This is a genomic window from Haloferax sp. ATB1 (genome assembly GCF_000730175.1).
In genome coordinates, this window is the sequence record NZ_JPES01000082.1 from 21,697 (window position 1) to 48,157 (window position 26,461).

Consider the following 26,461-nt stretch of genomic DNA (forward strand, 5'->3'; position numbering starts at 1 on the left):
GCCTCGGCGGGACGCGACCGCCGGCGGTGTCTGTTCGACTCGTCGGACAAGAGACTGACGTCTCGTGCGCGCGCTATCTCTGGATGGGGATAGCTCGCTCTCGCTGGAAAGCATGCAATCAGCGTGTGAATCGAAAGCTCCATGCAAATAGTTAACGATTATCTGAGAAGCGTTTCCGAGCGTGCGGACCGCGACGCCACTCACGCGACGTCGCTCGCGGGAATCGATGCCGTCAGCGGCGGTGTTCGGTGCGTCTCTCGCCGCGCATTTTTGCCGAATCGCGGCGCTTCAGCGGACGTATTCGGCCAGTTCGTCTCGCGCGCGCCGGGCCGCGTAATCGGGTTCGTCGGGGTAGGTGTACAGCTCGAACGTCGCGAAGCCGTCGTACCCGATGTCGTCGAGCGCGCCGAAGACGGGTTCGAAGTCGATGTCACCCTCGCCGGGGATGAGGTGGTAGTGCTTCCCCCCGCGGCCGCCCTCGATGTCTTCGAGGTGGATGCCCGTGATGCGACCGGCGCACTGGCGGATGCTCTCGGCCGGGTCCTCACCGCAGACGGCCGCGTGGCCGACGTCGAAATTGACGCCGAGCGCGTCGCTTCCCACGTCGTCGATGAGCGTCAACACCTCCTCGGTGTCCTCGACGAGCAGTTCCGGTTCGAACTCGATACCGAGGTCGACCCCGACGTCCTCGGCGTACGCCGTGAGTTCGTCGAGGGAGTCGAGCAGGTAGTCGTAGGCCTCGCTCGGCGGCGTTCCGGGAAGCGGCGACCCGCTCGCGACGCACGCCGCGGGCGCGTCGACCAGCGCGGCGAAGTCGAGCGCGGCCTTCGTATACTCGATGCGCCACCGGCGGTCTTCCTCGTCGCCCGAGATGAGCGTCGGGTCAAAGAACGCCGACGGCGGCGCGTCGTCGTAGTAGCCGCAAGTCGTGTTCGCGTTGATGTTCGACACCGAGAGCCCAGTCTCGTCCAGCGCGGTCAGGACGCGCTCGCGGTCGGTCTCATCGAAGTCGGCGAGAAACGCGTGCGGCACGTCCGCCAGTAGCTCGACCCCGTCGTAGCCGTGGTCGGCGATTCGTCTGATCGCCTCTGGCAGGTCGAAACGCGTGTACGCGTTCGTAGAGAAGGCTAACTGTACCATATGTCGTGGTACAGTCACACATGAATAATTGTTTTGGTACTGCCAATCGTTCGGGGCAGAAAAGCGTGGACTGAGTCGTTGAAGCGGCCCGCGGGTCACGACACGTCGAACGCTGACGAGAGGCCGACCGCGGGGGCGGCGAACGCCGCCGCGACAATGCCCCACGCGGGACTCAGCAGTCCGGCGACCGCCGCGTTCAACACAACGAGCGCGAGGACGCACGTGCCGACCGCGGGGCCGATAGTTCCCGGACGGGGGTCGGCGTAGGCGGTCAGGAGGTCACGGCCGGTCCACGCCGCGAACCAGACGAGGAGTCCGCCAGCCACGGCGAGCGTCGCGGGGTCACTTGGGTCGATGCCGACCGCCGCGGCGGCCACGACCACCGACCCGACGGCGAGCCCCACACCGGCCATTCCGACCAGCACCGCCCCCGAGTCGCCCGCGCCGGTCTCCGACTCGGCCATGTAGGTGACGGCGGCGATGTAGAGCGCGACGACGACCGGCACGACGTAGACCCACGTCGGAGCCGACAGCGAGGGGGTCGACCCCGCGACGACCGCCATGCCGAGGGCGACGTTCGCACCTCGACAGCCACCCATCGCCGCGAATCCGAGTGGCGTGTCCTTGAGCGCGCCGTCGTAGAGCGCGACGAGGAGGCCGAGGACGGCGGCGACGACACCGGTGGTCGGTCCCCCGGCCACCGCGGCGACGACCACGCCGGCACAGAGGAGCGCGATACCGAGATTTCTCGCTCGCGTGCGGGGTACGTCCCCTGATGGAATCGGTCGCTCCGGGCGGAATCGGGCGTCCTCGTCGGCGTCGGCGTAGTCGTTGAGCGTCGTGCCCGCCGCGTACAACAGCACCGAGGCGAGCGCGACGCCGGCGAGCGACGAGAGCGGGACCGACGGGCGGCCACCGCTGACCAACACCGCTCCGAGGATGACGTCAGGCGGCGCGGTGAACAGGTTCGGGACGCGGACGAGTCTGGCGAAGCTCGCGAGCGAGCGTCGAAGGCCGGCAGTCGAGGGTGTCGCGTTCGTTCGGTTCATCGTCGGTCAGTCGCTGGGTCGGGTGCTCGCGTTCGAGCGAGGCGGTCAGGCCCACCCATGGGCTTCGAGGTACTCCATCGCGGTTCGGGCCGTCTCCGCCGCGGTCTCCTGATAGGGGTACAGTTCGACGGTGACGTAGCCGTCGTAGCCGGTCGCCTCGACCGCTTCGAGGAAGCCGTCGATGTCCATCGCCCCCTCGCCGAGTTGGGTGTGTTCGTGCGTTCTGTCCCCTGGGATGTCTTCGAGGTGGTAGTGCGGCGTGTGGGGCGCGAGCGTCTCCACCAGTTCGACCGGGTCCTCGCCGACCGAGTAGAAGTGTCCCGCGTCGAAGTTACAGCCGATGCGGGGCGAGTCCACGCGGTCGACGAGGTCGAGGAAGTCCTCGGAAGTCTCGATGAGCAGGTGGGGCTCGGGTTCGACCAGCACGTCGACGCCGAGCGTCTCCGCGACATCAGCGACCTCGCGGAGCCCCCAGATGAACGCGTCGAGCGCGTCCGCCCGTGACATGCGCTCGGGGACGGGCCCTCCCGGTGGAATCGAGATACTCTCGGAACCGAGCGCGGCCGCCGTGGCGAGCGCGTGTTTCGTGTGCTCGACCCGTGCCTGTCGGTCCTCGGCCGCGAGTTCGACGAACGAGGGGTGGTGAAACGCTTCGGTGTCGCGGTTGAACGTCGCCGCCCGACTCTCCGCGGAGGGCTCGATGGCGCTGAGCATGAACGCGTTGCAGTTACTGACTTCGATACCGCAGTCGTCGAGGAGCGTCCGAGCGCGTTCGAGGTCGTCGCCGTCGGCCGTCCCCGGAAACAGGTGCGGGTCGTCGAGCAGGATTTCGACGCCGTCGTAGCCGGCGTCGGCTATCGCCTCGACGCCTTCGGTGAAGGTTCGCTGCCGGAACGCGTTCATCGAGAAGCCGAACTCCATCGGTCACACCTCGTAGTGGAAGTTCGGCGACTGGCCGAAGAACTCCCGGGGGTTGTCGTAGACGACCTTTCGGACCTCGTCGCGGTCCCAGCCGCGGTCGAGCATCTTGTCGCGGGCCTTCGGAACCGCAAGCGGGTCGGAGGGGTCCCAGTCGGCGGCGCTGTTGAGCAGCATCTTGTCGGTGCCGTACTCCTCGAGGATGTCGATGGTCGTCTCGGCGTCTATCTTCCCGGGGTAGAGGGTGAAGCCGAGCCAACAGTCGGTCTGCAGCGAGATGTCGACCGTGTTCTCGGTGTTGTGGTCGATGACGATTCGCTCTTCGGTCACGTCTTCGTCCTGAATCATCTCCACGAGTCGCTCGGTCCCCTCTGGCTTCTGGGTGTGCGGGGTGTGGATGATGACCGGCAGTTCGCGCTCCTCCGCCATCCTAAGCTGGCGTCTGAACGCGTACTCCTCGGCTTCGGTCCCCTGGTCGAGCCCGATTTCGCCGAGTCCGACGACGTGCTCGCGGTCGAGGTACTCGGGGAGGCCGTCCATCACGGCCTCCGCCATCTCGGGATAGTTCGCCTCTTTCGGTTCGAGGCCGACGGTGACGTAGTGGTCGATGCCCGCCGCCCGCTCGGCCCGGTCGGTCTCGAACTCGATTATCTGCTCGAAGTAGTCGAAGAACGACGCCGCGTGCTGCTTGTCCGTCCCGCTCCAGAATGCTGGTTCGACGCAGCATTCCACGCCCGCGAGCCGGGCGCGCTCGTAGTCGCTCGTCGAGCGAGACACCATGTGCATGTGCGGGTCGATAATTGGTATCGACATGTGACCTACCTCTCTGATGGTAGTTAATCATTGTTTCGGTGGATTCGGTGACGACGCCGTGAGACGGGGGCGAAACGACCGGCCGAAGCGACCGGGCAACGCAACCGCCAGCGACAGCGGAGACAGCTATTTACTCGTCCGCGCAGACCCCGTAGTCGCATGCCTGAACACTGTCCGTTCTGCGGCGAGCCGATAGAATCGAACCGCGTCACGCCCGAGGACGGCCGCCCCTACGAGGAGTGGCGCTGCGTCGACTGCGACGAGACGTGGCGACACCCGGAAGAGACGGTCCTCGACCGGAACCTCGACTTCAGCAAACACGGCGACCAACTCGACAGGCGGGACGCCGACACCTCTCTCGACTGGTGAGCGGTCGCCCGACGACACCGACGCGGAAACAATCATGATTGACGGACAAGGTTATGTATCGGCCACCGCAATCGTGAGTCGATGACAGTCGGAGTTTGGATTATCGGAGCCAGAGGTAACGTCGCGAGTGTCTCGATGACCGGCGCACGCGCAATCGCCCGCGGCGTCGCGGACACGACCGGGATGGTGACGGCCCGCGAACCGGTGGCCGCGCTCGACCTTCCCGTCCTCGACGACCTCGTGTTCGGGGGTCACGACATCCGTTCTCAGCGAATCGAGGAGACTGCCGAGGAGATGGCGGGCCACGGCGGCGTCGTGGCGCCCGACACCCTCAACGCGGTCCGCGAGGATCTCCGCGAAATCGACGAGCGCGTCGAACTCGGGACCGCGCGTCGGTGCGGCGAGGCGGTCGAGGGAATGTCTTCGGAGACGGCGAGCGACGACGTGTCGGTCGGCGATATCGTCGAGGAGATACGGGCCGACTACGCCGCCTTCGCCGACTCGCAGGACGTCGACCGGCTGGTCGTCGTGAACGCCGCGTCGACCGAGCCGCCGATTCCGACGCCCGGCGACTACGACACGCTGGAGGCGTTCGAGACAGCGGTCGAACGCGACGACCCGAACCTCCCCGCGAGCGCTCTGTACGCGTACGCGGCGCTCCTCGACGGCCACCCGTACATCAACTTCACCCCCAGTACCGGCTCCTCGCTCGGCGGCCTCCGCGAACTCGCGGAGCAAAACGGGGTGCCGCACATGGGCCGCGACGGGAAGACCGGCGAGACGCTGATGAAATCCGCGCTCGGGCCGATGTTCGCGGGGCGGAACCTGCGCGTCCTCTCGTGGGAGGGCCACAACATCCTCGGCAACAGCGACGGTCTGGTCCTCGAAGACGACGCGAACAAGGCGGGGAAGATAGAGAGCAAGGGGAGCCTGCTGGACGATATCCTCGGCTACGAGACCCACAACGCCGTCCGCATCGACTACACGCCGTCGCTCGGCGACTGGAAGACCGCGTGGGACCACGTTCACTTCGAGGGCTTCCTCGGGACGAAGATGAAGATGCAGTTCACGTGGGAGGGTGCCGACTCGGCACTCGCCGCCCCGCTCGTCCTCGACATGGTCCGGCTGGCCGCTTTCGCCGACGAGCGCGGTGAGAGCGGGACGATGCCGCACCTTGCGTCCTTCTTCAAATCGCCCGAGGGGGTCGACCGTCACGAACTGTCCGAGCAGTTCCGCCTCCTCTACGACTACGCGGAGCGACACGCGGAGGGAGCGTGACGACTCGCAGGTCCTCGGACGCGGCCGCGTCCGGTGCCGGGCGCGTCGTCGTCCTCGATGTCGTCGGACTCCAACAAGCGCACCTCGACGAGGGGCTGGCACCGAACATCGCCGACTTGCTTGCCGGAAAGCCGTCCGGGGCGCTCGAACCGCCGTTTCCGAGCGTCACGGTCCCCGCGCAGACGACGCTCTCGACCGGACAGTCGCCCGCGGCCCACGGCGACGTGTCCAGCGGTGAGTTCGACCGCGAGCGACAGGTCGCCGAATTCTGGGAGCGCGACCGAGGAACGCGAACGCGGCTGTGGGAGGCCGCGAGCGACGAGGCGGGCCTCACGACGGGCGCGCTGTTCTTCCAGCACCTCATCGGCACGAGCGCCGACGTGGCCGTCACGCCGTCGCCCATCGAAGACGAGGACAACAACCTCATCGAGATGGACTGCTGGACGACCCCCGACGGCTTCTACGACGCCCTCCGCGAGGAGTACGGCCACTTCCCGCTGCACAACTACTGGGGGCCGGTCGCCGACGAGCGGAGCAGCGAGTGGATTCTCGCGGCCGCGCGGGAGTCGATAGCGCGGTACGACCCGGGCCTGCTGTGGGTGTACGTGCCGCACCTCGACTACGACGCGCAGCGTCACGGACCCGACTCGCCGGAACTCAGGGAGGCCGTCGGCGTCGTCGACGAACTGGTTGGGGAGTTCCTCGACTGGCTCGAATCGACGCCCCGCTGGTCCGAGACGGCGGTCAGCGTCGTCAACGAGTACGGGTTCAACGCGGTCGATACCCCGGCGTTCCCGAACCGGGCGCTCCGCGACGCCGGCCTGCTCTCGGTTCGCGACGACGGCGAGGGTGGCGAGGCAGTAGACATCGCCGCGTCGTCGGCGTTCGCGATGGTCGATCACCAAATCGCGCACGTGTACACCGACCGGCCGGCGGCCGCCCGAGAGGTTCTCGAATCGCTCCCCGGCGTCGACGCCGTGGTCGAGGACGAAGCGCGGGGCGACGCGAACCACCCGAACGCCGGTGACCTCGTCGCCGTCGCCGACGCGGACGCGTGGTTCCAGTACTACTGGTGGACCGACGACGCCGACGCGCCGTCGTACGCGACGGAGATGGACATCCACGCCAAACCCGGCTTCGACCCCTGCGAACTGTTCCTCGGCGAGGAGGGACTCGTGACGCTCGACCCGACGAAGGTGTCGGGGTCGCACGGTCGCGTCGACCCCGAGACGCGCGGCTTCTACGGCTTCGGCGGGCCGGCGGCACCCGACGGCTCGTCCGACCGAATCGTCGACGCCCGGCGGTTTGCTCCGACGGTCGCGGACCTGCTCGGTATCGCGGACGACGTATCGCTCGCGTTCGAGCGCCCGTCTCTGTTCGCCGGTCCGCAGGTGTAGGTTCGGCACCGCCGCGAGCGCTCGAACACTGATTTTCCGCGTCGCTCGACGACAGCGAGCGTACGATAGATGCGAAAGAAAAGCCGCCACGGACCGCAGTCGGAACGCGTCTCGCCCGCTCAGTTACCTCCCGAACTCGCGATTTCGATGGTGCCGACCATCCGGAAGTTGTGGGCGCGGCAGACGTACTCCGCCATCGCGTCGGTGACGGTGAACGTGACGGTCTGCGACTCGCCCTGCGTCGAGAGGTAGTCCGTGGAGATGTCGTTCACGACGGAGTCGTCGCCGCTGACGACCTCGAAGTTGTGGGGCGCACCGTTGCGGTTCGTCCACGTGACCGTGTATTCTCCGCCGGCTTCGAGGGTGAGCGTCGGGTTCGTCGCGTCCGCGATGCCGGACGGCGAGACGCCGGTCCAGCCCTCGTTGCTCTCGGCTTCCAGTTCGATGGTCGACCCCGAGGGGATGGCGTCGCTGCCGCCGTCGTCGCTGCCGCCGTCGTCGCCACCGCCACCGGTCGCCTCGACGTGCGCGGTGACGCGATCGTAGACGAGTTCCAGTCCGTTGCCGGACCCGCCGACGCGCTTCAGTTCAGTGTCGTCAAACCAGACGGTTCCGGTGGCGTTGCCCCAGCCGCCGAACAGCAGGTTGAGCTGGAACTGGCCAGGCGACGCGCCGGTCGAGAACGTCGTCTCGAGCAGTTGCCAGTCCTCGACGGGCTCCGTGTAGTAGTCCGTGACGGAACCCTGTCCGAGGCCGTGGACGTTGATGGTGACGCCGTAGGAACTGCCGATTTCGCCGAAGCCGTCCTCGGAGTTGCTGAAGTCGTCTGATGTCTTGACCCACGCGCGGAAGCGGTACTCGGAGTTTGGTTCGAGGTCGTCGCGGTACTGTGTCCACGACGCGTCAGCGCCTTCCGTGGAGTCGACGCGGACGCTGTAGTCGCCCGTCCGCGCCACGTCCGAGGTGTAGGTGAACTCGGCCGTGCCGCCGTAGGTGATTCCCTCCCAGTTCGCCGGGCTGTCCGGGTCCGACGACGAGTCGGTGCCCGCACTCTCCTCGAACGACGCGTTCGGCAGGACATTGTTCCCGTCCGGGTCGGTCAGCGAGACATTGTCGAACCACGCTGTCCCGGTGGCCGTGCCGTAGCCGCCGAACAGGCAGTTGATTTGGACCGTCGTGGTGTCGGCACCCGTGGTGAACGTGGTGCTGACTTCCGTCCAGTCGTTCGTCCCGGTCAGCGGGTCCGTCTCGAAGCTCGTCGTGTGGACGTTGAACAACGCGCCGCGGGCCGAGTCGGCCGCTTGCACGTTCTCGGTCTTTATCCAGCCGCTGAGAGTGTACTCCGTCTCGGGCTGGACCGAGACGCCGTCGACGAGCCAGACCGCGTCCGCACCCTCCGAAGACGTGATTTGGACGCTCTGACTGCCGTCTTGACCGGTGTCCGCGTAGGTGTACTCGGCGGACCCCGCGAACGTGTTCGTCGTCCAGTCGGCGGGCATCGCCGGCTCGCTGCTGCCGGTGCTCTCTTCGAACGAGCCGTTCGAGAGCACGTCGTTTCCGTCCGGGTCGGTCAGCGAAACGCTGTCGTACCACGCCGTCCCGGTCGCCTCGCCGTAGCCGCCGAACAGGCAGTTAATCTGGAGTTCTTCGAGGTCGCCGCTGTTGATCGTGGTGCTCACCTCGGTCCAGTCGTTGGTGCCGGTCAGTCCGGCCGGAATCGTGTCCCACTGCGTGCCCGAGCCCGTGTTCGCTATCTGCTCGACGCTGATGGTCGCGCCGAGCGGGCCCTCGCCGAAGCCGCTTCCGTCCACGAGTTGGACGCTGTCGGTCTTGACGTACGCGGAGAGAGTGTACTCGGTGTTCGGGTCGACCGCGACCGTCGTGTTCCACGAGGCGTCCGCGCCCTCGGTGGATGATACCTGGACGCTCCGATCGCCCTCGTAGCCCGTCTCGGCGTACGAGAACTCTGGCGATCCGGTGTACGGTGTGGTCGACCAGCCGACGGGCATCGGGTCGGAGTCGCCCCCGGTGTCGCCGCCAACGGGCGTCTCGAACGAGGGATTTTCCATGAGGTTCGGAAGGGAGTCAACGTCGTCCCCGCCGTCGCTCGTGTCCTCGTTGGCCTCGTACGCCGGGATGAAACCGTCGGCGTGGGTCGCGCCGGCGAGCGACGCCGCGTCGACGAGGACCGTGTCCTGATAGTTCGATTCGGCGCTGATCATCTCGTAGACCGCCTCGCCGGACGCGTCGTCGGACGGCGTCTGCGCGAGCGCGACGAGCGCCCACATGGCGACCCGACCGTCCTCGTCGTTGAGGAGGTCGTTGTCGAGAATCGCCCCCCGCGTGTCCGTCGTCGAGGGGAGGACGCGGAGTGCGGTGAGTCTGACGCCCGGCGAGGAGTGCGTCAGCGCGCCGAGCGCGGCCTGAATCGCGGTGCTGTTCCCGGTGTCGGCGTCGAGCGCGCCGAGGCCGTGCATCGTCCACAGCGCGTGAATCGCCGCCGGGTCGAGGCCGACCTCGTCGAGCGTCTCCGTCGTGACGAGGTCGACGAGCGAGGAGAGCGCGCCCGTCTCGTTCCGTTCGACCAACAGCCGCTGGGCCGTCCGCCGCCAGAACATGTTCGAACTCGACAGCGCCTCGACGAGTTCAGAGACGCTCGCGTCCGCGAGGTCGGTCGGCTCGTAGCCGTCGTCGTCGCCGTAGACGACGCGGAAGAGCCGGGCGGTCGCGTGGTCGCGTACCTCGGACATGTACGCGTTCCCGGGGCCGTTGTCGAAGCCGTCGGGTGTCGGGTTGTGCTGGTAGATGTAGTTGTACCAGTCGATGAACCACAGCATACCGTCCGGACCGACCGAGGAGTACGACGGCGCGAACCACGCGTCTGTCGCGCCCGCGATGTTGTGGGCGTAGTGGTTGGTGTACCCCGCGCCGTCCTGCGAGAGGAAGAACGTCCCGAGGAGGTGGCCCGTTCCGCCGCCGACGAAGCCGGTGTTGTTCCAGTACTTCTCGGGATATTCACGCGCCGTGTAGATGGTGTGGCCGGTCGCCGCGGTGTACCCGCCGTGGAGGTCGACCTGCCGGACGCGGTCCGTGACCGGGAGGAACCGATTCGAGTCGGAGGCCGCGCCGAAGTCGTTCGGTCCGGTCCCCTCGATGAGGTCGTAGTACTGATGCGGGATGGCGAAGTAGTTGCTCGGTCGCCCGGAGGTCGCGGCCGAGCCGAACGCGAGGCCCTCCTCGGTGAAGCCGAGGCCGGCCTGGTTCCCCGGGAGCGCCCCGACGATTTCGAAGTCGGAGACCGAGCCGTCCTCTAACTTGAATCGGTAGACCGAGGAGCTGAAGTTTCGCTCCTCGCCGGCGATGGTGCCGCTGAAGCCGCCGTACCCGACCTGTCCCCAAATCCAGTTGTCGATGCCGTGGACCAGTTCGTTGGGACCGGCGTGGGTGTCGCCGTTACCGTACCCGGAGAACAGGACGGTTCGCTCGTCGGCCTGTCCGTCGCCGTCCGTGTCGGCGAGGTGGACCAACTTCCCGCTCTCGCTCGGGTCATCGAGGTCGGTGACGACGACGCCGTCGTCGACGACCACCATGCTCGGGGGAATCGAGAGCCCGTCCGCGAAGACGGTGAACTCGTCGGCCTGCCCGTCGCCGTCGGTGTCCTCGCAGACGACGATTTTGTCGCGGTTCTGCCCCAGTTCGTTGGGGTAGTCGCGGGTGACCGACAGCCAGACGCGACCCTGTTCGTCGAACTTCGCGTCGAGGATGTTCCCCTTCGCGTCGTCCGGCAGGTCGGCCTCGGTGACGAACGGTTTGAGGTCGAAGCCCTCCGGCGTAATCGTCCGCCGGACCGTCTCGCTGGGATTCAGCGCCCGCTGCATCTTGTTCCAACTCGTCCCGCTGCCGACCTCCTCGGGGACCTCCGGCGTCAGGAGGCTCCCCTCCGGCGGCGGATAGTACGGGATGTCGGCGTCGATGAACTCCAGGTCGTTGAGGACCTTGGTGTCGTCGGCGATGGTGTCTTCGTTCTTCGTGACCCAGCGAATCGCGTTCTCGATGAGCGCCTTGAAGCCGTCGGTGGCCCACGGCGCTCTGCCGTGGCCCCACGCGGTGTAGAAGACGCGACCGTCGCCCTGCGTTCGGGTCCACGACCACGGCTCGCCCTGTTCGCGGCCCTCGTCGTACTCGGGGATGCTGTCCCCGTCGGGGAACTGCCCGTAGGCGAGGACGTTGATGTCGTCGTTGAGGTTCGTGTGGCGGTACGTCTCGTCTTCGACCGTGATGGGGTCGAGGTTCGACAGAATCGGATGACTCGGCTGGGCGAAGCTCGTCGTCATCTCGTTGTAGTTGTGGTCGGCGAACTGACCGCCGACGAGGTTCATGTAGGCGTCCGAGCCGGTGAAACAGGCCGAGGCGCTGTGAATCGGGATGAAGCCGCCGCCGTTCTCGACGAACTCGACGATGGACTGCTCCTGTTCCGCGGTCAGCTCTTGGCCGTAGTTCGCGCCGCGGTTGTCCATCATGACCCACGCGTCGTAGCGGTGGAGCACGTCGGGTTCGAGGTCGGCGAGGCGGTCGGTGTACTGGACCTCGATGCCGCGGTTCAGCATGTACTCGGTGAGCTGGACCTGCCGGGCGGGGCCGTTGTGGCTGCCGCCCTGCGGACCGCCCATCATGAGGACGCTGATGTTGTCCTCGGCCGGCGGCGGCGTTATCTCGACGCTCCCCCGCATCTGCTCGGGGTGTTCCTCGGCGTAGTACATCGCCATCGACGACTCGGCGGTAAAGGTGACCGTCTGCGAGTCGCCGGACCCCTCCATCGTGGAAAAGGACTGCATCTCCTCCCCGGTCGGGTCCGCGAGGACGAACGTGATGGCCTCGTCCATGACGTTCGAGAGCTCTATCTCGTACTCCTCGCCCTCGTGCATGACGAGCGTCGGGTTGACGGTGTCTTCCATCTCGTCGGGCGCCGTCGCGACCCACGAGAACGAGTCCGCCGAGGTCTCGACCTCCGTCCCGTTGCGCCAACTGTTGATTCCCTTCAACAGGGAGTTCGTCGTCAGGTCGCCCTGACGCCAGTCGGATATGGCGTCGGCGAGGCCGGACCCCTCGATGACCGACTCCTCGTTCGTGTACGCCGCGAGGACGTCACCCTCCGTCGCGACGAGGCGAATCGTGTCGTCGGTGGTGAGCTGTTTCGCCTGCGCGACGCCGCTGGCCCCGAGGAAGTTCGCCGCCCCGGCGCCGCTCACTTTCATGAAGTCGCGCCTGTTGATGTTCAGTCGCTCGCTGTCGCCGTCGCCGGCGTTCGCTTCCCGTGTCGTGTCGTCGTCGTGTGTCATAGTGTGTTGCGTCGGTCGCTGTCGTCGTTGGTTACCGTGCGATTACAGGGCTGCGCCGCTCTCGCGACCGCAGTCCAGCCGCGTACCCCGTCAATGGACCGACGGACGGCTCCCTCCCGCCTGCTCGCCCGACCTGACGGCCGGGGTGTAACAGGAGTATAGCCATTACTCCCGTCGGCTCACTGTGTTGGGCTACCAAATTTCATGAACTAATATTACTTGAATGTACTGTCCGATGGTAAGCGGAGGCCGCGAGGTTCTCCGCCGCAGCGGTCGGTGAACGTTGGACCAACCCAAATGTTAATGACAGTCTGTCGTGTTGCCACGGTTGCAAGTATGAACCGCGCATACACACAGTCTGTCGTACCGACGGCGACGCCGCGGGGTGTCGTGGTTTCGAACCACGGGGACGGACCGGCCCGACGCGAGCGGTCCGCCGCGGGTGAGCGATGAGCGTCGTCATCGTCGGCACGCTCGACACCAAGGGCGAGGAAATCGGGTTCGCCCGCGACGTGCTCGAAGGGAAGGGGCTCGAAGTCCACCTCGTCGACGTCGGCGTGATGGGAGACCCCGAAATCGAACCGGACACCGACGCCGCGGCCGTGGCCGAGGCGGGCGGGAGCACGCTCGAAGCGCTTCGGGAGGCCGGGGACCGCGGCAAGGCTATCGAAATCATGGGCGACGGCGCGGCAGTCGTCGCGTCTCGACTCCACGACGAGGGCCGACTCGACGGTATCCTCGGGCTGGGCGGCGGGGGGAACACCTCGGTCGCGACGGCCGCGATGCGCGCGCTCCCGATGGGCGTCCCCAAACTGATGCTGTCGACGATGGCGTCGGGCGACACGGAACCCTACGTCGGCTACCACGACATCGCGATGATGTACTCCGTCGCCGACATCGAGGGGCTCAATCAGCTCTCGCGGACCGTTATCTCCAACGCGGCGCTCGCGATGGTCGGCATGGTGTCGAACGAACCGGACGCCGAGACCGAGGAGAAGCCGACCATCGGAATCACGATGTTCGGCGTCACGACGCCGTGCGTTCAGACGGCGCGCGACTGGCTCGAAGCGCGCGGCTACGAGACCATCGTCTTCCACGCGACCGGGACCGGCGGCCGAGCGATGGAGTCGCTCATCGAGGAGGGCGTCATCGACGGCGTGCTCGACGTCACGACGACCGAGTGGGCCGACGAACTGGTCGGCGGCGTCCTCGCGGCGGGCCCCGACCGACTCGACGCCGACCGGCGCGCTCGACATGGTCAACTTCGGGCCGAAAGACTCCATCTCCGACGAGTTCGACGGCCGGCAGTTCCACGTCCACAACCCGCAGGTGACGCTGATGCGGACGACCCCAGAGGAGAACGCCGAACTGGGCCGAATCATCGCGGAGAAACTTAACGCCGCGACCGGCCCGACCACGCTCGCGCTCCCGCTCGGCGGCGTTTCGATGCTCGACGCCGAAGGCGAGGAGTTCTACGACCCCGAGGCCGACGAGGCGCTGTTCGATGCGCTGCGCGAGCACCTCGACGACCACGTGGAAGTCATCGAGTCGTCGGCCAACATCAACGACGAGGAGTTCGCGCTCACGCTCGCGAAGGCCATCGACAGCCGCATGCGGGCGTCGGCGTGAGACGACCGTTTCCGAATCGAGAACGAGACTCGAGGGTCGCGCCCCGAGAGACGATATTCTGAGCGCCGACGCGCGGGGTTTCCCATCCGCAGCCAGTCTCGTGACCTGTTTTCTACCCGGATAATCACAAAGTTTAACTATACCATGACACCATGTCACTACCAGCGTTCCGAAGAAACATGACTGATCAACCAGCGCTAACTGACGAATCCAGGCGACGCTATCTGAAAGCAATCGGGACGGCCGGACTCACGGCCGGCCTTGCGGGCTGTTCCGGTGGGGGCGGTTCCGAGACCGAGAACACCGGCGGCGGGGGTGGCGACGATTCCTCTGGCGGGGACACGTCCGGTGGCGACGACAGCGGCGAAGACTACGAACCCATCGGGAACTTCCCGCCCGAGGGGAACTCCGTGAGCATCGGATTCAACGGGCCGACCTCCGGCGCGTTGGGTCCCGACGGTCAAGACCAGGAGAAGGGCTTCGACCTCGCGGTCAAGCACCTGAACGAGGGCGGCGGCCTCGTCGACTACTGGGACCGACTGAGCGGCGACGGCATCATGGGCTACCAGGTCGAGCCGACGAAGGCCGACACCGCCGGCAGCGCCGACACGGCCCAGGACAACATCGACCGGATGATTCAGCGGGACAACATCCAGTTCTGGACGGGCGGCATGTCCAGTACGGTGACGATGGCGATGCAGAACGTCGCCCAGCGGGAGAAGGTTCCGTTCATGGGCGGCAACTCCACGTCCGCCGGCATCTCCGGCGAGAACTGCTCGCGTACTACTTCCACCCGACGTTCCACGCAGAGATTATCGGAATGGCGATGGGCGAGGCCGCGCCCTCGGTCCTCGGCGAGGACCGCTCGCTGTTCCACATCTACATGGACTACTCCTACGGGCAGTCGAACCGCGACGCCGCCCGCAAGTACCTCACCGAGCAGGGGCCGTGGGAGGACGCCGGTGGTGCCGCAATCGCGGAAGGCGAGACAGACCACAGCTCCCAGATTCAGGCGCTCGAAGACTCGGGAGCCGACACGCTGTACTTCTCCAGCTTCGGTAACTTCGCGGCCAGCGGCCTCGCGCAGCTTCGAGACGCCGGCCTGACCGACGACATCGACGTCATCATCCCGCACGTCAGCGCGTTCACCCTCGACCCGCTCGGCGCGGACGCGGAGGGCGTCCTCGGCATGGAGCCGTGGAACCCGAACGCCGACAACGAAGCGAGTCAGGTGTTCGTCGAGTCCTACCAGGAGGAGTACGACGAGACGCCGAACCAGAGTTCGCTGCACACCTACGAATCGATGATGGTGTACGCGGCCGCCGTCGAGGAGGCCGGCACGTTCCACCCGCCGACCGTGGTCCGAACGCTCGAAGAGTTCGAGTGGAGCCTCGCGTGGGGCGACTCCTCGTACCGGTCGTGCGACCACCAGGTCGAACGACCGTGGTACATGGTGCAGGGCGTCGGCGACGACCGCGCCGAGGAACTCGGTATCCGGACGGAAATCGTCGAGACGACCGACCCGCTCGTCTACGAGTGCAGCGAGTTCCCGGCGTCGAACTGCGCCATGGGCGACAACGAGTACGGAGACGAGTAACGGCCGGTCCAAGCCTCGATACGACGTACCTTACTCCCATTTTCTGCAGTCGGTAATCCGCGAGCGGCAACCGGTGTTCTCGGCCGCGCGCACGCCACTCTCTCACTCGACTGCATTCGCGCCGCGCTGACGCCCGGGACCGTACCTCCACCGAACCCGGAGAGCGGCCCGCTGGCATGCCAGAAGTCAGCGAAACACAAGATTAACATACTGAAGAATTCATGAATAATCGTGCACACCATGAAGTGCTTACTCACATCTGTACCGAGGTGGAAGCGATGAACATCGACGGTGTCGTCGGGTTCCTCTTCATCGCGCTGAGCGTCGCGTCGCTGTACCTGCTCGTCGCGGTCGGTCTATCCATCGTGTTCGGGTCGCTCAAATACGTGAATATGGCTCACGGCGTCCTCTACCTGAGCGGCGCGTACATCGGGCTCCTCATCGCGTCGAGCGAACAGTACGGTGGGCTCTTAGGCGACTTCGGGCAGGTCGGACTCGATTGGGGGTTCGTCCCCGCGCTCGTGTTGACGCCGGTGGTCATCTTCGTCCTCGGCGTCGCCATGGAGCGTTGGATCGCGAAACCGTTCTACGAGCGAGAACTGCTCGACCAGCTGTTGGTGACATTCGGAATCCTCATCGCCGCTCAGGAGCTGGTCGCCATCCTCTTCGGCCGGACGGGGACCATCTACCCCCGACCCGAGTGGCTCACGGGCGCGATTTCGCTTCCCGTCATCGGTACGCCGCCGGGGATGAGCGCGGCCTCGACGATACGCGTCCTCGTCGTCGCGCTCACGCTGTTGCTCGTCGCCGGCATCTTCGCGTTCTTCAAATACACCGACTACGGGCTGGCCGTGCGGGCGGGCACCGAAGACTCCGAGATGACGCAGATGCTCGGTATCCGCGTCGGTCGGCCGTTCCTCCTGATATTCGCCGTCGGTGCCGCGTACGCCGGACTCGCCGGCGTCCTCGGGGGGTCGCTGTTCAACGTGACCTCCGAAATCGGCATGGAGATAATCATCCCGTCGCTGGTCATCGTCATCATGGGCGGCGTCGGCAGTTTACGCGGGACCGTCGTCGGCGCGCTGCTCGCCGGACTCACCTTCGCGGTGGCGACGGAACTCGAACCGAGCATGACGCAGGCCAGCATCTACCTGCTGGCCATCGTGGTGCTGACGATTAGGCCGAGCGGCATCTTCCCCTCGGCGGAGGTCGGACAATGAGCACGGACAATATCCACAAGACCGTAGACGAAGAATCGTCATTGATTAGCTGGGACACCTGGGACGGAATCAAGCACACCGAGTCGTTCGTCTTCCTGGCGTCGGTGCTGTTCGTCCTGACGTTCTCGTACGCGTTCGGCCGCGCACCGGTTGTCTCGGACATCTTCCAGGGGTATCACGGACTCGCGGTTACCATCCTCATCTGGTCGATATTCGCGCTCGGGTTCAACCTCCTGTTGGGCCAGACCGGCCTCCTCTCGTTCGGGCACGCCATGTTCTTCGGGACCGCGAGCTACGCCTCGGCGCTGTTCGCGATTCACGTGTACAACGACCCGCTTGCGGTCATCGTCGTCGGGACGTTGGCGGCGGTCGCTCTCGGGGCAATCGCGGCGCTGATTCTCCTGCGCCTCCACACGGTGTACTTCTCCATCGTGGCGCTGGCTATCGGCCAGTTCCTCTACTTCCTCGCCCGAGAACCGCTCGTGGAAATCACGAAGGGCATAAACGGCCTCGAAGTGCCGCGGTCGCCCGTCCTCGGGTTCTTCGAACTGGAACACCAGTACGGCGGGTTCCTCGGCGAACTCATCGTGAACAACCTCTACCTCTTCGTCGGCGTCTTCTTCGTCGCCGTCGTCGTCTCCATCACGCGTATCCGCAAGTCGCCCTACGGACTCATCTTCAAGGCGATTCGCGAGAACGAGACGCGGACGGCGTTCGTCGGTCTCGACGTCTGGCGCTACAAGTTCGCGGCGTTCCTCCTCTCCGCGTCCATCGTCGGCCTCGCCGGCGGCCTGATGGCCGTCAACACCCAGTTCGCGGGCGTCGAACGACTCTACTGGTCCGTCAGCGGCGACGTCGTCGTCATGACCGTCCTCGGCGGACTCGGCACGCTCGCCGGCCCGGTCATCGGTACGTTCGTGTTCTTCTACTTCAAGGGCATCGTCAACGGCTTCCCGACGCTCGGCAACTACTGGCTCCTCCTGCTCTCGCTTTCGTTTACCACGGTCGTGTGGGTCTACCGCGACGGTATCTGGGGGATGACGACCGCCCTCACCGGCGCGCTCCGCGAGCCCAGAGAACTGCTCGACTCCCTCACGGGTGGCGACTCGACCGGCGACTCCTCGGGAGGTGAGAACTGATGGCGCTGCTCGAAACCCACGGACTCACCAAGGAGTTCGGCGGGCTCACGGCGCTCGACGGCGTCGACATCGAAGTCGAAGAGGGCGAACTCGTCTCGCTCATCGGCCCTAACGGCGCCGGCAAGTCCACGCTCATCAACACCATCACCGGTCGGCTGCGTCCGACCGAGGGCGAGGTGTTCTACGCCGGGAACGAACTCGTCGGCATGAAGCCGTTCGAAATCGCCCAGCTCGGCGTCGGCCGGTCGTTCCAGACGGCGTCAATTCTCCCCGAACTCACGGTGCGCGAGAACGTGCAGGTCGCGTCGTTCGCGGCCGAACACGGCTCGTTCCGGGTCAACTTCTTCCGCCGGCGGGACTCGTTCGACGAGGTCCAAGCGCGGACGAACGACATCCTGGAGACCATCGGCCTCGACTCGAAGGCCCGGATGGAAGCCGGTTCGCTCCCCTACGGGGACAAGCGGCGCTTAGAGGTCGCCATCGGACTCGCGACCGACCCGGACCTGCTGTTCATGGACGAGCCGACCGCCGGCATGTCGCCGACGGAGACCGAGATAACGGTCGACCTCATCCACGACCTGCTGGCCGACTGGGGGATGACCATCTTCCTCGTCGAACACGACATGGACATCGTCTTCGACGTGTCCGACCGCATCTTCACGCTCCACCAGGGACGGCTCATCGCGCAGGGCACCCCCGAAGAGATTCGGGAGAATCCGGCCGTTCGCGAGGCGTACCTCGGAGGTGGGGAACAATGAGCCTGCTCGAACTCGACGACGTGCACGCCTACTACGGGCCGAGCCACATCCTCCGCGGCGTCTCCCTCGACATCGACGAGGGCGAGGTCGTCACGCTCCTCGGCCGCAACGGCGCGGGGAAGACGACGACGGTCCGCAGCATCGCCGGGACCGAACCGCCGGCGATTCGGTCCGGGTCGATTCGATTCGACGGCGACGACATCACGGACTGGCCGGCCGACAACATCGCCATGGGCGGCATCGGCGTCGTCCCGGAGGGTCGGCGACTGTTCTCCGAACTGACGGTCGAGGAGAACCTCGAGATGTCGAAAATCACCCGTGGCTGGTGGAACACAATCCGTCGGGGCGGACTCGGCGGCGGCGAGAGTACGATGTCGATAGACGAGCTGTACGACCTGTTCCCACGGCTCGACGAGCGGCGGGCCCAACAGGCCGGGACGCTCTCGGGCGGCGAACAGCAGATGCTCTCCATCGCGCGGACGCTCAGGCTCCCGAACCTGAAACTGCTGTTGCTGGACGAACCGACCGAGGGACTGGCCCCGCAAATCGTCAAGACGGTGGGCGACTCCGTCGCGGAAATCGCCGACCAAGGGCTGACGGTGCTCCTCATCGAGCAGAACGTCCGCGAAGCGCTCCGCATCGCGGACCGCGGCTACGTGCTCGACCAGGGTGACATCGTCTACAGAGGCACCGTGGACGAACTCGAATCCGAGGACCTCGACGAGTACCTCGTCGTCTGACCGCGCCGAACGCGCGACCCTCGGCGCGACCGACGCGCTCTTTCTCTCCCACCTCGCTTCCGCTTCGGTCCGTTCTCGTTTCGATTCTCTCCTCAGTTCTCGTTCCGACTCTCGTTCCGGTTCCTGCCCCGGCGCTCAGTCTCGCATTTCGGGGCCGATTCTTCACCCCCGGTCGCCGTCAGTCAGTCGACAATATTATTTCGTGACACTCGAACACACGGGACATGAAACGGACCAACCGACGACGATTTCTCGCCGCGTTCTCCTCGTCCGCGTTCGCGTTCACCGCGGGGTGTCAGCGACCGGTCGCGTCAGCGTCGCAGAGCCACCCCGTGTCCGAACCGGTCACCTCGTGGCCGACGTTCCGCGGTGGCCGGTTCAACACCGGCTACATCGGCGACGTGTCCCCACTCGACTCGGAGCCCTCGGTGGAGTGGACCTTCGAGGCCGACGGGGCGTTCTGGGGGAGCCCAATCGTCGCCGACGGCATCGTCTACATCGGGAGCGCAGATAGCTCGCTGTACGCCATCGACGCCGAGACCGGCGAGAAACGGTGGTCCTTCGAGACCGGACACCGAATCGAGGGGACGCCGGCGTACGCCGACGGCATCGTCTACATCGGGTCGTACGACAAGCATCTGTACGCTATCGACGCCGAGACCGGCGAGGAGCGCTGGTCCCGGGCGTTCGGTGGGCTGATTCGAGGGAGCCCGACGGTCTGGGACGGGACGGTCTACACCGGCGTCGGCTGTCACAACCTCGCGTGCGCGTGGTACGCGGAGGAGGCCAACGTCTCGGAGACCGGATGGGTGTACGCGCTCGACGCCGAGACCGGCGAGACGGAGTGGCAGTACGAGGTCGGCGACGAGGTCGTCAGCAGTCCGGCGGTCACGGACAACCGCGTGTACGTCGGCTCCTCGGACGAGGCGCTGTACGCGCTGTCGCGCTCGACCGGCGATGTCGAATGGCGGTACGAGACTCGCGACATGATCTGGTCGAGTCCGGCGGTCGCCTACGGCTCCGTGTACTTCACCGACTGGAACGGCAACGTTCACGCCGCCGACGCGGCGACGGGCGAGCGAGAGTGGCTTGCCGACACGGCGGGCCGATACATCTCGGGTTCCGTCGCGGTCGGCGAGGAGGCCGTCTACGTCGGTCACACGCCGTACAACACCCTCGACGACCCGACGACGAACCACGCGAAGGTGTTCCGATTCGACCGCGAGAGCGGCGCTGAGAACTGGAGCTTCGAGACGCCCGCGCTGGAAGTCGGAAGCAGTCCCGTCCTGACGGAGGACACGCTCTACGTCGGGACGCACCGACAGTCGGACGGCGACGGCGTCGGCGTCCACGCCATCACGACTGACGGGCAAGAAGAGTGGTTCATGGAAATCGACGGGCGGGGCGTCGGGTCCAGCCCGGCGCTCGTCGACGGGCGACTGTACTTCGGCGGGACCGACGCGAAGGTGTACGCGGTCGAGTAGTCCGACTGTACGCGAGACCGCCTCCGCGACGACTGGTTACCGAAGCGGTAGCAATCGCTCGAACGAGAACGTCTCGAAAGCCCTCAGAAGTCGATTTCCTTGAACTTGCGCGCTTGATTCTCGATGGCTTCCTCCGTGGCGAGGCGCTCGATGCTCGACGCGCCGAAGAAGCCGACGACGCCCTCGGTGTTGTTGAGGACGTACTCCGCGTCGTCGGGCCACGCGATGGGGCCGCCGTGGCAGATGACGTGAACGTCGTCCCGGACCGACTTGGCGGCGTCGTGGTGCGCCTGCACGCGCTCGGCCGCGTCGTCGAGGTCGAGCGCCGTCTCCGCGCCGATGTCGCCGGAGGTCGTCAGCCCCATGTGGGAGACGATGACGTCGGCGCCGGCTTCGGTCATCGCTTTGGCCTGCTCTTCGGTGAAGACGTACGGGCACGTCAGCATACCCTGCTCGCTCGCCTCGCGAATCATCTCGACTTCCTTGTCGTAGCCCATGCCGGTCTCTTCGAGGTTCTTCCGGTAGCTGCTGTCCTCGTCGATGAGTCCGACGGTCGGGAAGTTCTGGACGCCGGAGAAGCCGCGACGACGCAGGTCTTCGATGAACACGCTCATCTCGCGGAAGGGGTCGGTCCCGTTGACGCCGGCGAGCACCGGCGTGTCTTCGACGACCGGGATGACCTCGTGGCCCATCTCGACGACGATTTCGTTGGCGTCGCCGTACGGCAGGAGACCGGCCAGCGAGCCCCGGCCGTTCATCCGGTAGCGTCCCGAGTTGTAGATGATAAGCAGGTCGACGCCACCGCGTTCCGCGAACTTCGCGGAGATGCCGGTTCCGGCACCGGCGCCGATGACGGGGTCACCGGATTCGATCGTGGATTCGATACGGTCGAGTGATTCAGCACGAGTATACTTCATCCGAGTTGACAGGCCATCGCATACGACTTTAATATTTCGGAAGAATCGACCGGGGGGCCGGACGTCCTCGACGGTGACCGCCTCGACCGAACCGGTCTCGATAAGAAGGCGCTGGTCCGCGCGAATCAGTTGCCCGGGAACTCGCCGGGCGGGAAGACCGTCGCGTCGTCGTCCTCGCGAATCACGGCCTCCGGACCGGGCGGGCAGTACACCGCGAGGAAGCGAAGCGGCTCCCACGAGGTGTTGATGGTGCTGTGTTCGACGCCGCTGGGGATGTGAACCATGTCGCCCGCGCCGACCGTCCGGGTCTCGTCTTCGATGGTCTGTTCGCCCTCGCCGCCGAGGAAGTACAGTATCTCCTCGCTGTCGGGGTGCGTGTGTCGCTCGTGGCCCTTCCCGGGTTCGAGCAACACGACACCGGCGCTGAGTCCCTCCGAGCCGGTGACCTCGGGCGTGTTCATCCACTTCAGCGTTCCCCAGTCCAGTTGAATCGTCTCTACGTCGTCCGCCTGGACGAACCGCTTTTCGGATACCATGACGTGTTGAGTCAAACAGTATCAATTATTAAATATTTTGGTGGCCGAAACGCGGTCAAAAGTTCGTCGAGCGTTCGCGGGCGATGCACGCTGTTTTCGAGAGGAAAATAGTGGCGTAGAGCCGAAGCCAACGAACAACGCGACTGAACTAGTGGTAGGTGGCTTCACACGGCGATTCGTCACTATTCGAGTCAGTGGCGGTCACGTGGACGCTCCGTTTCGTTCGCGTATTGTAAATTATTAATAGACCAATACAATCGCGGGGCAAACCGTGACGGAATCGGGCGGTGACTGAGGGACGGACGCTCCGAGAACGAGTGGAATCAGACCGACGTACGGGGATTTCCTGCTCGTTGGTCCCGAGCGACTGTTCTACTCACGCGGACGGGACGGGGGACGACCAACGACGACAGCCGTTGTTCGCGCGTCGAATGCGTGTGATGTGGTGACGAACCGAATAGCCCTCGAACATTCATTTTCATATCGAAAATCTAACGCGGGGTCACGAGGGTGGAGACTCTCTGCGCCAGTGATCGGCCCGTGTCTTCGATAGACATTACAATTGTAGGTCCGTGACGGACCCATTACACCCATATGTCTGTAATATTTACTCACCACCGCTCCTCAGCGTCCGCGGTTTACGAGACGAGGAGAAGTCAGTCGTGGGGTCAACCACCCAGTTCTGTACGATACGTTCCGTATAGGCGTGAGACCCTTCGTGACGCTAGCGCTCCCGCGAGTCCCGCGGGAAAAGCGACCGTCGCGCGGGTACAGTCCGTTTACGAGATCTCAACCGAACTGCTCCGCGGCGGGCGATGAGACCGTCATTCGAGGGCGCAGATGAAACGCGAGTAGAGAGCCCAAAACAGCATTTTCGAAATGTGAAGTTCGGTATAGCGTCGGCAAAAGTGCCGAATACCGTCGTTAACGAAGTCGCTCCGTCGTCATCGGGCCGCTCAGAACAGCGCGCCCGCCTGCAAGACCGCCACGAGGACGGTCAGGACGCCGACGCTGGCGACGGTGGTGGTGAAGATGGTCGTGCTGAGATACTCCGGGGCGGTGATGCCGTCGACCGCCGTCTCGTCGGCGTACTCGATGGTGAGCGCCAGCGGGATGACTGCGGCGGGAGTGGCACACTCGAGGACGAACACCTTCGCGACGGTCGGGTCGCCGAACCCCAACGCGAGCGCGAGGCCGAACCCGACGAGCGGCGCGACGACGAGTTTCAGCGCCGTCGGCGCGAGCGACCGCGATATGACGGACACGTTAGTCTCCGACAGTTGGATACCGAGAATGAGCAACATGACCGGAATCGAGGCGTCGCCGACGAGTCCGACGGTCTCCATGAGCGCCGAGTCGACCGGCGGGACGAGGTTGAGTGCGCGAGCGATGACGCCGGCGATGATGGCGTACAGCAGTGGCAGTCGGAATATCTCGGTGACGGCATCGAGGACTCCGCTATCGGAGCCGTTCGACGCGATGTAGACGCCGAGGGTGTAGACCACGAGGTTCTGGATAGTGAGGTAGATGACGGCTGTCGTTCGTCCGACCTCGCCGAAGGCGAACCCGGAAAGCGGGATGCCCACGAATCCCGAGTTCGGGAACGCCGCCGCCAGCATGAGCGCGCCGAGGAGCGGACCCGACTCGCCGGCGAGTCGGCCGACGCCCCACGCGATGGCGATCATGAGGAGTGCGTAGCTGACGACGCCGACGCCGAGTTTGAGGACTTCTCCGCCGTCGAGAGTCGTCGTGGCGATGCTGTGGAACGCCAAGGCCGGGATGAGCACGTACAGTCCGAGCGTGTTTATCGGTCCAACGTCGATGTCTGTCGTTCGCGCTAGGAGATAGCCGACGACGGCGACGCCGAGAATCGGGAGAATCGCGTTCGTGAACGCCCCCGTCAACGACATGCGTTGTCCTCCGCGGCGGGTTGGCTCGGCGGTCTGGAAAGTTCGACTAACACTCTGCGCTGTCGCTGTCGGCTCATGTCACTCCCATATCGCTTCTGGTATAAATAGTATCGGAGACCGTTACGTGTAGGCCGGAAACCGTGGTCACGCTAACAGACAAACCGATATTCGGATGGTGGCCAAGGTCAACCACTCATCGTCAGTATTGTTCTATTACTGAGTTTTTATCCGCGTGGGGGAAACTAGAATACACATTAAATCAGTAGATACGGCTATGCCACTGTTTATTTTAATAAATTAAATTGGCTTACTAGAGCCGATGGAACCCACATATCTCTAAACTACGTATAGAATTGAAATTATTTGAGTTATCTAAATTATCTAAATATTTTGAAGGGACCCCACCTAGATGGCGGTATGGTTTAAATTGAACAATTTTAATTCCATGTTCGGTCTACATAGGTAGGCCCGACAAGTCGAGCGGTATCGTACTCGGAGCGCATGCACCCCCGCCCCATTGTCCATAATGGTTTATAAACCACGATTATCGTAGTCACGTATCACCGTGAAAAGTATAGTAACGAATTGCTGGTGAGATTACTACCGTCGAAACTGGACGACCTGGGGCCGCAAGAGTCGAATTACCCTCCGCAGTCTCGTCTCGGTGATTCCGAACAATCTCATTCGGCGCGACAGCAGAACCCGGGTCCAGAAAACATACTCAATTGATGAATAACTCGCCGGCTTACGCTTCGTCGAACATAACAGACGCGTAGCGTCTGTTGGCTCGACGAGGCGTTTCACTCCTCGTCGAATTACGTCGAGCGAAGCTCGACTGACTCGACTTCGGCTTACGCCTCGTCGAACAGCGCAGCACTCCGTGCTGCTGGCTCGACGAGTCGTTTCACTCCTCGTCGAACGAGGTGAATCAGAGATTCACCGGTTCGCCGAAGCTTACGCCTCGTCGAACAGCGTCTCGCCGTCGACCATGTGCGCTTCGACGGTGTCCATGTCCAGCGTCACGCCGAGACCCGGCTTCTCCGGAATCTCGATGTAGCCGTCCTCGATGACCGTCTCCTCGACGAGGTCGCCCCACCAGCCCAGCTCGTAGGAGTGGTATTCGACCGCCAGCGAGTTCGGAATCGCCGTGCCGACGTGTGCGGAGGCCATCGTCGCCACCGGCGACGAGACGTTGTGCATCGCGACCGGCACGTAGTACTGGTTCGCCACGTCCGCGATCTTCTGCGTCTCGCGCATTCCGCCGACCTTCGGCATGTCCGGCGCGACGATGTCCACGGCCTGCTTTTCGATGAGGCGGCGCAGTTCCGTCACGCGGTAGCGGTTCTCGCCGACCGTGATGGGCGTGAGCGTGGACTTCGTGACCTCCTCCTGCACGTCGAGGTTCTCCGGCGGGACGGGGTCTTCGAGCCACCACACGTCGTAGTCTTCGAGCGCGGCGGCGAGGCGCTTGGCGCTGCCGCCCGAGAACGTCCAGTGGCAGTCGAACGCCACGTCCGCCTTGTCCTTGACGCGCTCTGTCACCTTCTCGACGATTTCGGCCTTGTGCCGAATCTCGCCGGGGCGCAGGTGGCGGTTCGCGCGGTCCTTCTCGAAGCCCGACGGCACGTCGAGGTCGAACTTCAGCGCGTCGTAGCCGAGTTCGTCGACCACGCGCTCTGCCTCGTCGGCGCACGCTTCGGGGTCGGCCTCCTCTTCGGTGTGGCAGTCGCAGTAGACGCGAACCTTGTCGCGGTACTTCCCGCCGAGAAGCTGATAGGCGGGAATGTCGAGAATCTTGCCCGCGAGGTCGTGCAGCGCGATTTCGATGCCCGCGATGGCGGTGACCGTGACGCCCTCGACGGAGCCCTCACCGGACATCTTCTGGACGAGATGCTCGTACAGACGGTCGATGTCGAGGGGGTTCTCGCCGATGACGAACGGCTTCATGCGCTCGATGAGCTCGGGCACGCCCGCGCCCCAGTAAGCCTCGCCGGTGCCGACGACGCCCGCGTCAGTGTAGATGCGGACGAGCGTCCACGGGAAGTTGCCGTCGACCATCGTCGTCTGCACGTCGGTGATTTCGACGTCGCGGCCGCCGCCGCGCTTGGCCGTCACGCCCATCGTCTCCGCCGACAGCTCTCGCATCGTGTACTCCGCGTTCGGATCGTGCAACTCCGCGTAGTTCTTACCCATGTGGATAGGTTTACTCGTAGATTAGTAAAGTTTTC

General features: G+C 65.0%; 17 protein-coding genes and 2 pseudogenes. 10 read left to right on the forward strand and 9 right to left on the reverse strand.

Annotated elements, in window-relative coordinates; genetic code table 11:
• Positions 1 to 288: 288 nt before the first annotated feature.
• From ATB1_RS13505 to ATB1_RS13520, 4 genes are all read right to left on the reverse strand, one after another.
• Complete coding sequence (locus ATB1_RS13505; RefSeq protein WP_042664430.1) at positions 289 to 1,140, reverse strand: sugar phosphate isomerase/epimerase; 852 nt, start codon at positions 1,138 to 1,140, stop codon at positions 289 to 291.
• Between the two features lie 95 nt (positions 1,141 to 1,235).
• Positions 1,236 to 2,189: a UbiA family prenyltransferase gene (locus tag ATB1_RS13510; protein ID WP_042664433.1), complete on the reverse strand. Its 954-nt coding sequence runs from the start codon at positions 2,187 to 2,189 to the stop codon at positions 1,236 to 1,238.
• Between the two features lie 45 nt (positions 2,190 to 2,234).
• Entirely contained in the window at positions 2,235 to 3,110 is an 876-nt protein-coding gene (locus tag ATB1_RS13515; protein WP_042664435.1) for a sugar phosphate isomerase/epimerase, read from the reverse strand.
• Positions 3,111 to 3,113: 3 nt separating this feature from the next.
• The gene (locus ATB1_RS13520) at positions 3,114 to 3,893 is read right to left on the reverse strand and encodes a TatD family hydrolase (protein ID WP_004971771.1); all 780 of its coding nucleotides are present in this window, start codon (positions 3,891 to 3,893) and stop codon (positions 3,114 to 3,116) included.
• A 186-nt stretch (positions 3,894 to 4,079) separates the two neighbouring features.
• Between ATB1_RS13520 and ATB1_RS13525 the strand changes: the two genes are divergently transcribed.
• From ATB1_RS13525 to ATB1_RS13535, 3 genes are all read left to right on the forward strand, one after another.
• Entirely contained in the window at positions 4,080 to 4,289 is a 210-nt protein-coding gene (locus ATB1_RS13525; protein WP_042664437.1) for a hypothetical protein, read from the forward strand.
• Between the two features lie 81 nt (positions 4,290 to 4,370).
• Positions 4,371 to 5,567, forward strand: a complete 1,197-nt coding sequence (locus ATB1_RS13530; protein ID WP_042664439.1) for an inositol-3-phosphate synthase — start codon at positions 4,371 to 4,373, stop codon at positions 5,565 to 5,567.
• Positions 5,564 to 6,964, forward strand: a complete 1,401-nt coding sequence (locus tag ATB1_RS13535) for an alkaline phosphatase family protein (protein ID WP_042664442.1) — start codon at positions 5,564 to 5,566, stop codon at positions 6,962 to 6,964. The genes ATB1_RS13530 and ATB1_RS13535 overlap by 4 nt, the downstream gene beginning before the upstream one ends.
• 119 nt (positions 6,965 to 7,083) lie before the next feature.
• On the opposite strand, the gene ATB1_RS13540 is transcribed toward ATB1_RS13535, so the two are convergent.
• Positions 7,084 to 12,303, reverse strand: a complete 5,220-nt coding sequence (locus ATB1_RS13540; RefSeq protein WP_042664445.1) for a PVC-type heme-binding CxxCH protein — start codon at positions 12,301 to 12,303, stop codon at positions 7,084 to 7,086.
• A gap of 449 nt (positions 12,304 to 12,752) precedes the next feature.
• Here ATB1_RS13540 and ATB1_RS13545 point away from each other — a divergent pair.
• From ATB1_RS13545 to ATB1_RS13575, 7 genes and pseudogenes are all read left to right on the forward strand, one after another.
• A pseudogene (locus ATB1_RS13545) lies at positions 12,753 to 13,932 on the forward strand (Tm-1-like ATP-binding domain-containing protein).
• A gap of 179 nt (positions 13,933 to 14,111) precedes the next feature.
• Positions 14,112 to 15,529: pseudogene (locus tag ATB1_RS13550) on the forward strand (substrate-binding protein).
• Positions 15,530 to 15,807: 278 nt separating this feature from the next.
• Positions 15,808 to 16,749, forward strand: a complete 942-nt coding sequence (locus ATB1_RS13555; protein ID WP_042664448.1) for a branched-chain amino acid ABC transporter permease — start codon at positions 15,808 to 15,810, stop codon at positions 16,747 to 16,749.
• Positions 16,746 to 17,888 (forward strand): branched-chain amino acid ABC transporter permease, encoded by a 1,143-nt coding sequence (locus ATB1_RS13560; protein WP_042664451.1) that lies wholly within the window; start codon positions 16,746 to 16,748, stop codon positions 17,886 to 17,888. Before ATB1_RS13555 ends, ATB1_RS13560 begins: the two co-directional genes overlap by 4 nt.
• Complete coding sequence (locus ATB1_RS13565; protein ID WP_004971745.1) at positions 17,888 to 18,646, forward strand: ABC transporter ATP-binding protein; 759 nt, start codon at positions 17,888 to 17,890, stop codon at positions 18,644 to 18,646. The genes ATB1_RS13560 and ATB1_RS13565 overlap by 1 nt, the downstream gene beginning before the upstream one ends.
• Positions 18,643 to 19,386, forward strand: coding sequence for an ABC transporter ATP-binding protein (locus ATB1_RS13570; protein WP_042664456.1), 744 nt, complete (start codon positions 18,643 to 18,645; stop codon positions 19,384 to 19,386). The genes ATB1_RS13565 and ATB1_RS13570 overlap by 4 nt, the downstream gene beginning before the upstream one ends.
• 224 nt (positions 19,387 to 19,610) lie before the next feature.
• Complete coding sequence (locus ATB1_RS13575) at positions 19,611 to 20,870, forward strand: PQQ-binding-like beta-propeller repeat protein (protein ID WP_042664459.1); 1,260 nt, start codon at positions 19,611 to 19,613, stop codon at positions 20,868 to 20,870.
• An 83-nt stretch (positions 20,871 to 20,953) separates the two neighbouring features.
• Here the strand turns inward: ATB1_RS13575 and ATB1_RS13580 are convergent, their stop codons facing one another.
• The 4 genes from ATB1_RS13580 to ATB1_RS13595 form a co-directional block, all read right to left on the reverse strand.
• Positions 20,954 to 21,787 (reverse strand): phosphoenolpyruvate hydrolase family protein, encoded by an 834-nt coding sequence (locus ATB1_RS13580; protein ID WP_042664462.1) that lies wholly within the window; start codon positions 21,785 to 21,787, stop codon positions 20,954 to 20,956.
• Between the two features lie 125 nt (positions 21,788 to 21,912).
• The gene (locus ATB1_RS13585; RefSeq protein WP_042664465.1) at positions 21,913 to 22,323 is read right to left on the reverse strand and encodes a cupin domain-containing protein; all 411 of its coding nucleotides are present in this window, start codon (positions 22,321 to 22,323) and stop codon (positions 21,913 to 21,915) included.
• Between the two features lie 956 nt (positions 22,324 to 23,279).
• Complete coding sequence (locus ATB1_RS13590) at positions 23,280 to 24,233, reverse strand: AEC family transporter (protein ID WP_042664469.1); 954 nt, start codon at positions 24,231 to 24,233, stop codon at positions 23,280 to 23,282.
• Between the two features lie 954 nt (positions 24,234 to 25,187).
• Positions 25,188 to 26,426 carry a mandelate racemase/muconate lactonizing enzyme family protein gene (locus ATB1_RS13595; protein WP_042664472.1) on the reverse strand — a complete coding sequence of 413 codons (1,239 nt, stop codon included), beginning with the start codon at positions 26,424 to 26,426 and terminating at the stop codon, positions 25,188 to 25,190.
• Positions 26,427 to 26,461: the final 35 nt, after the last annotated feature.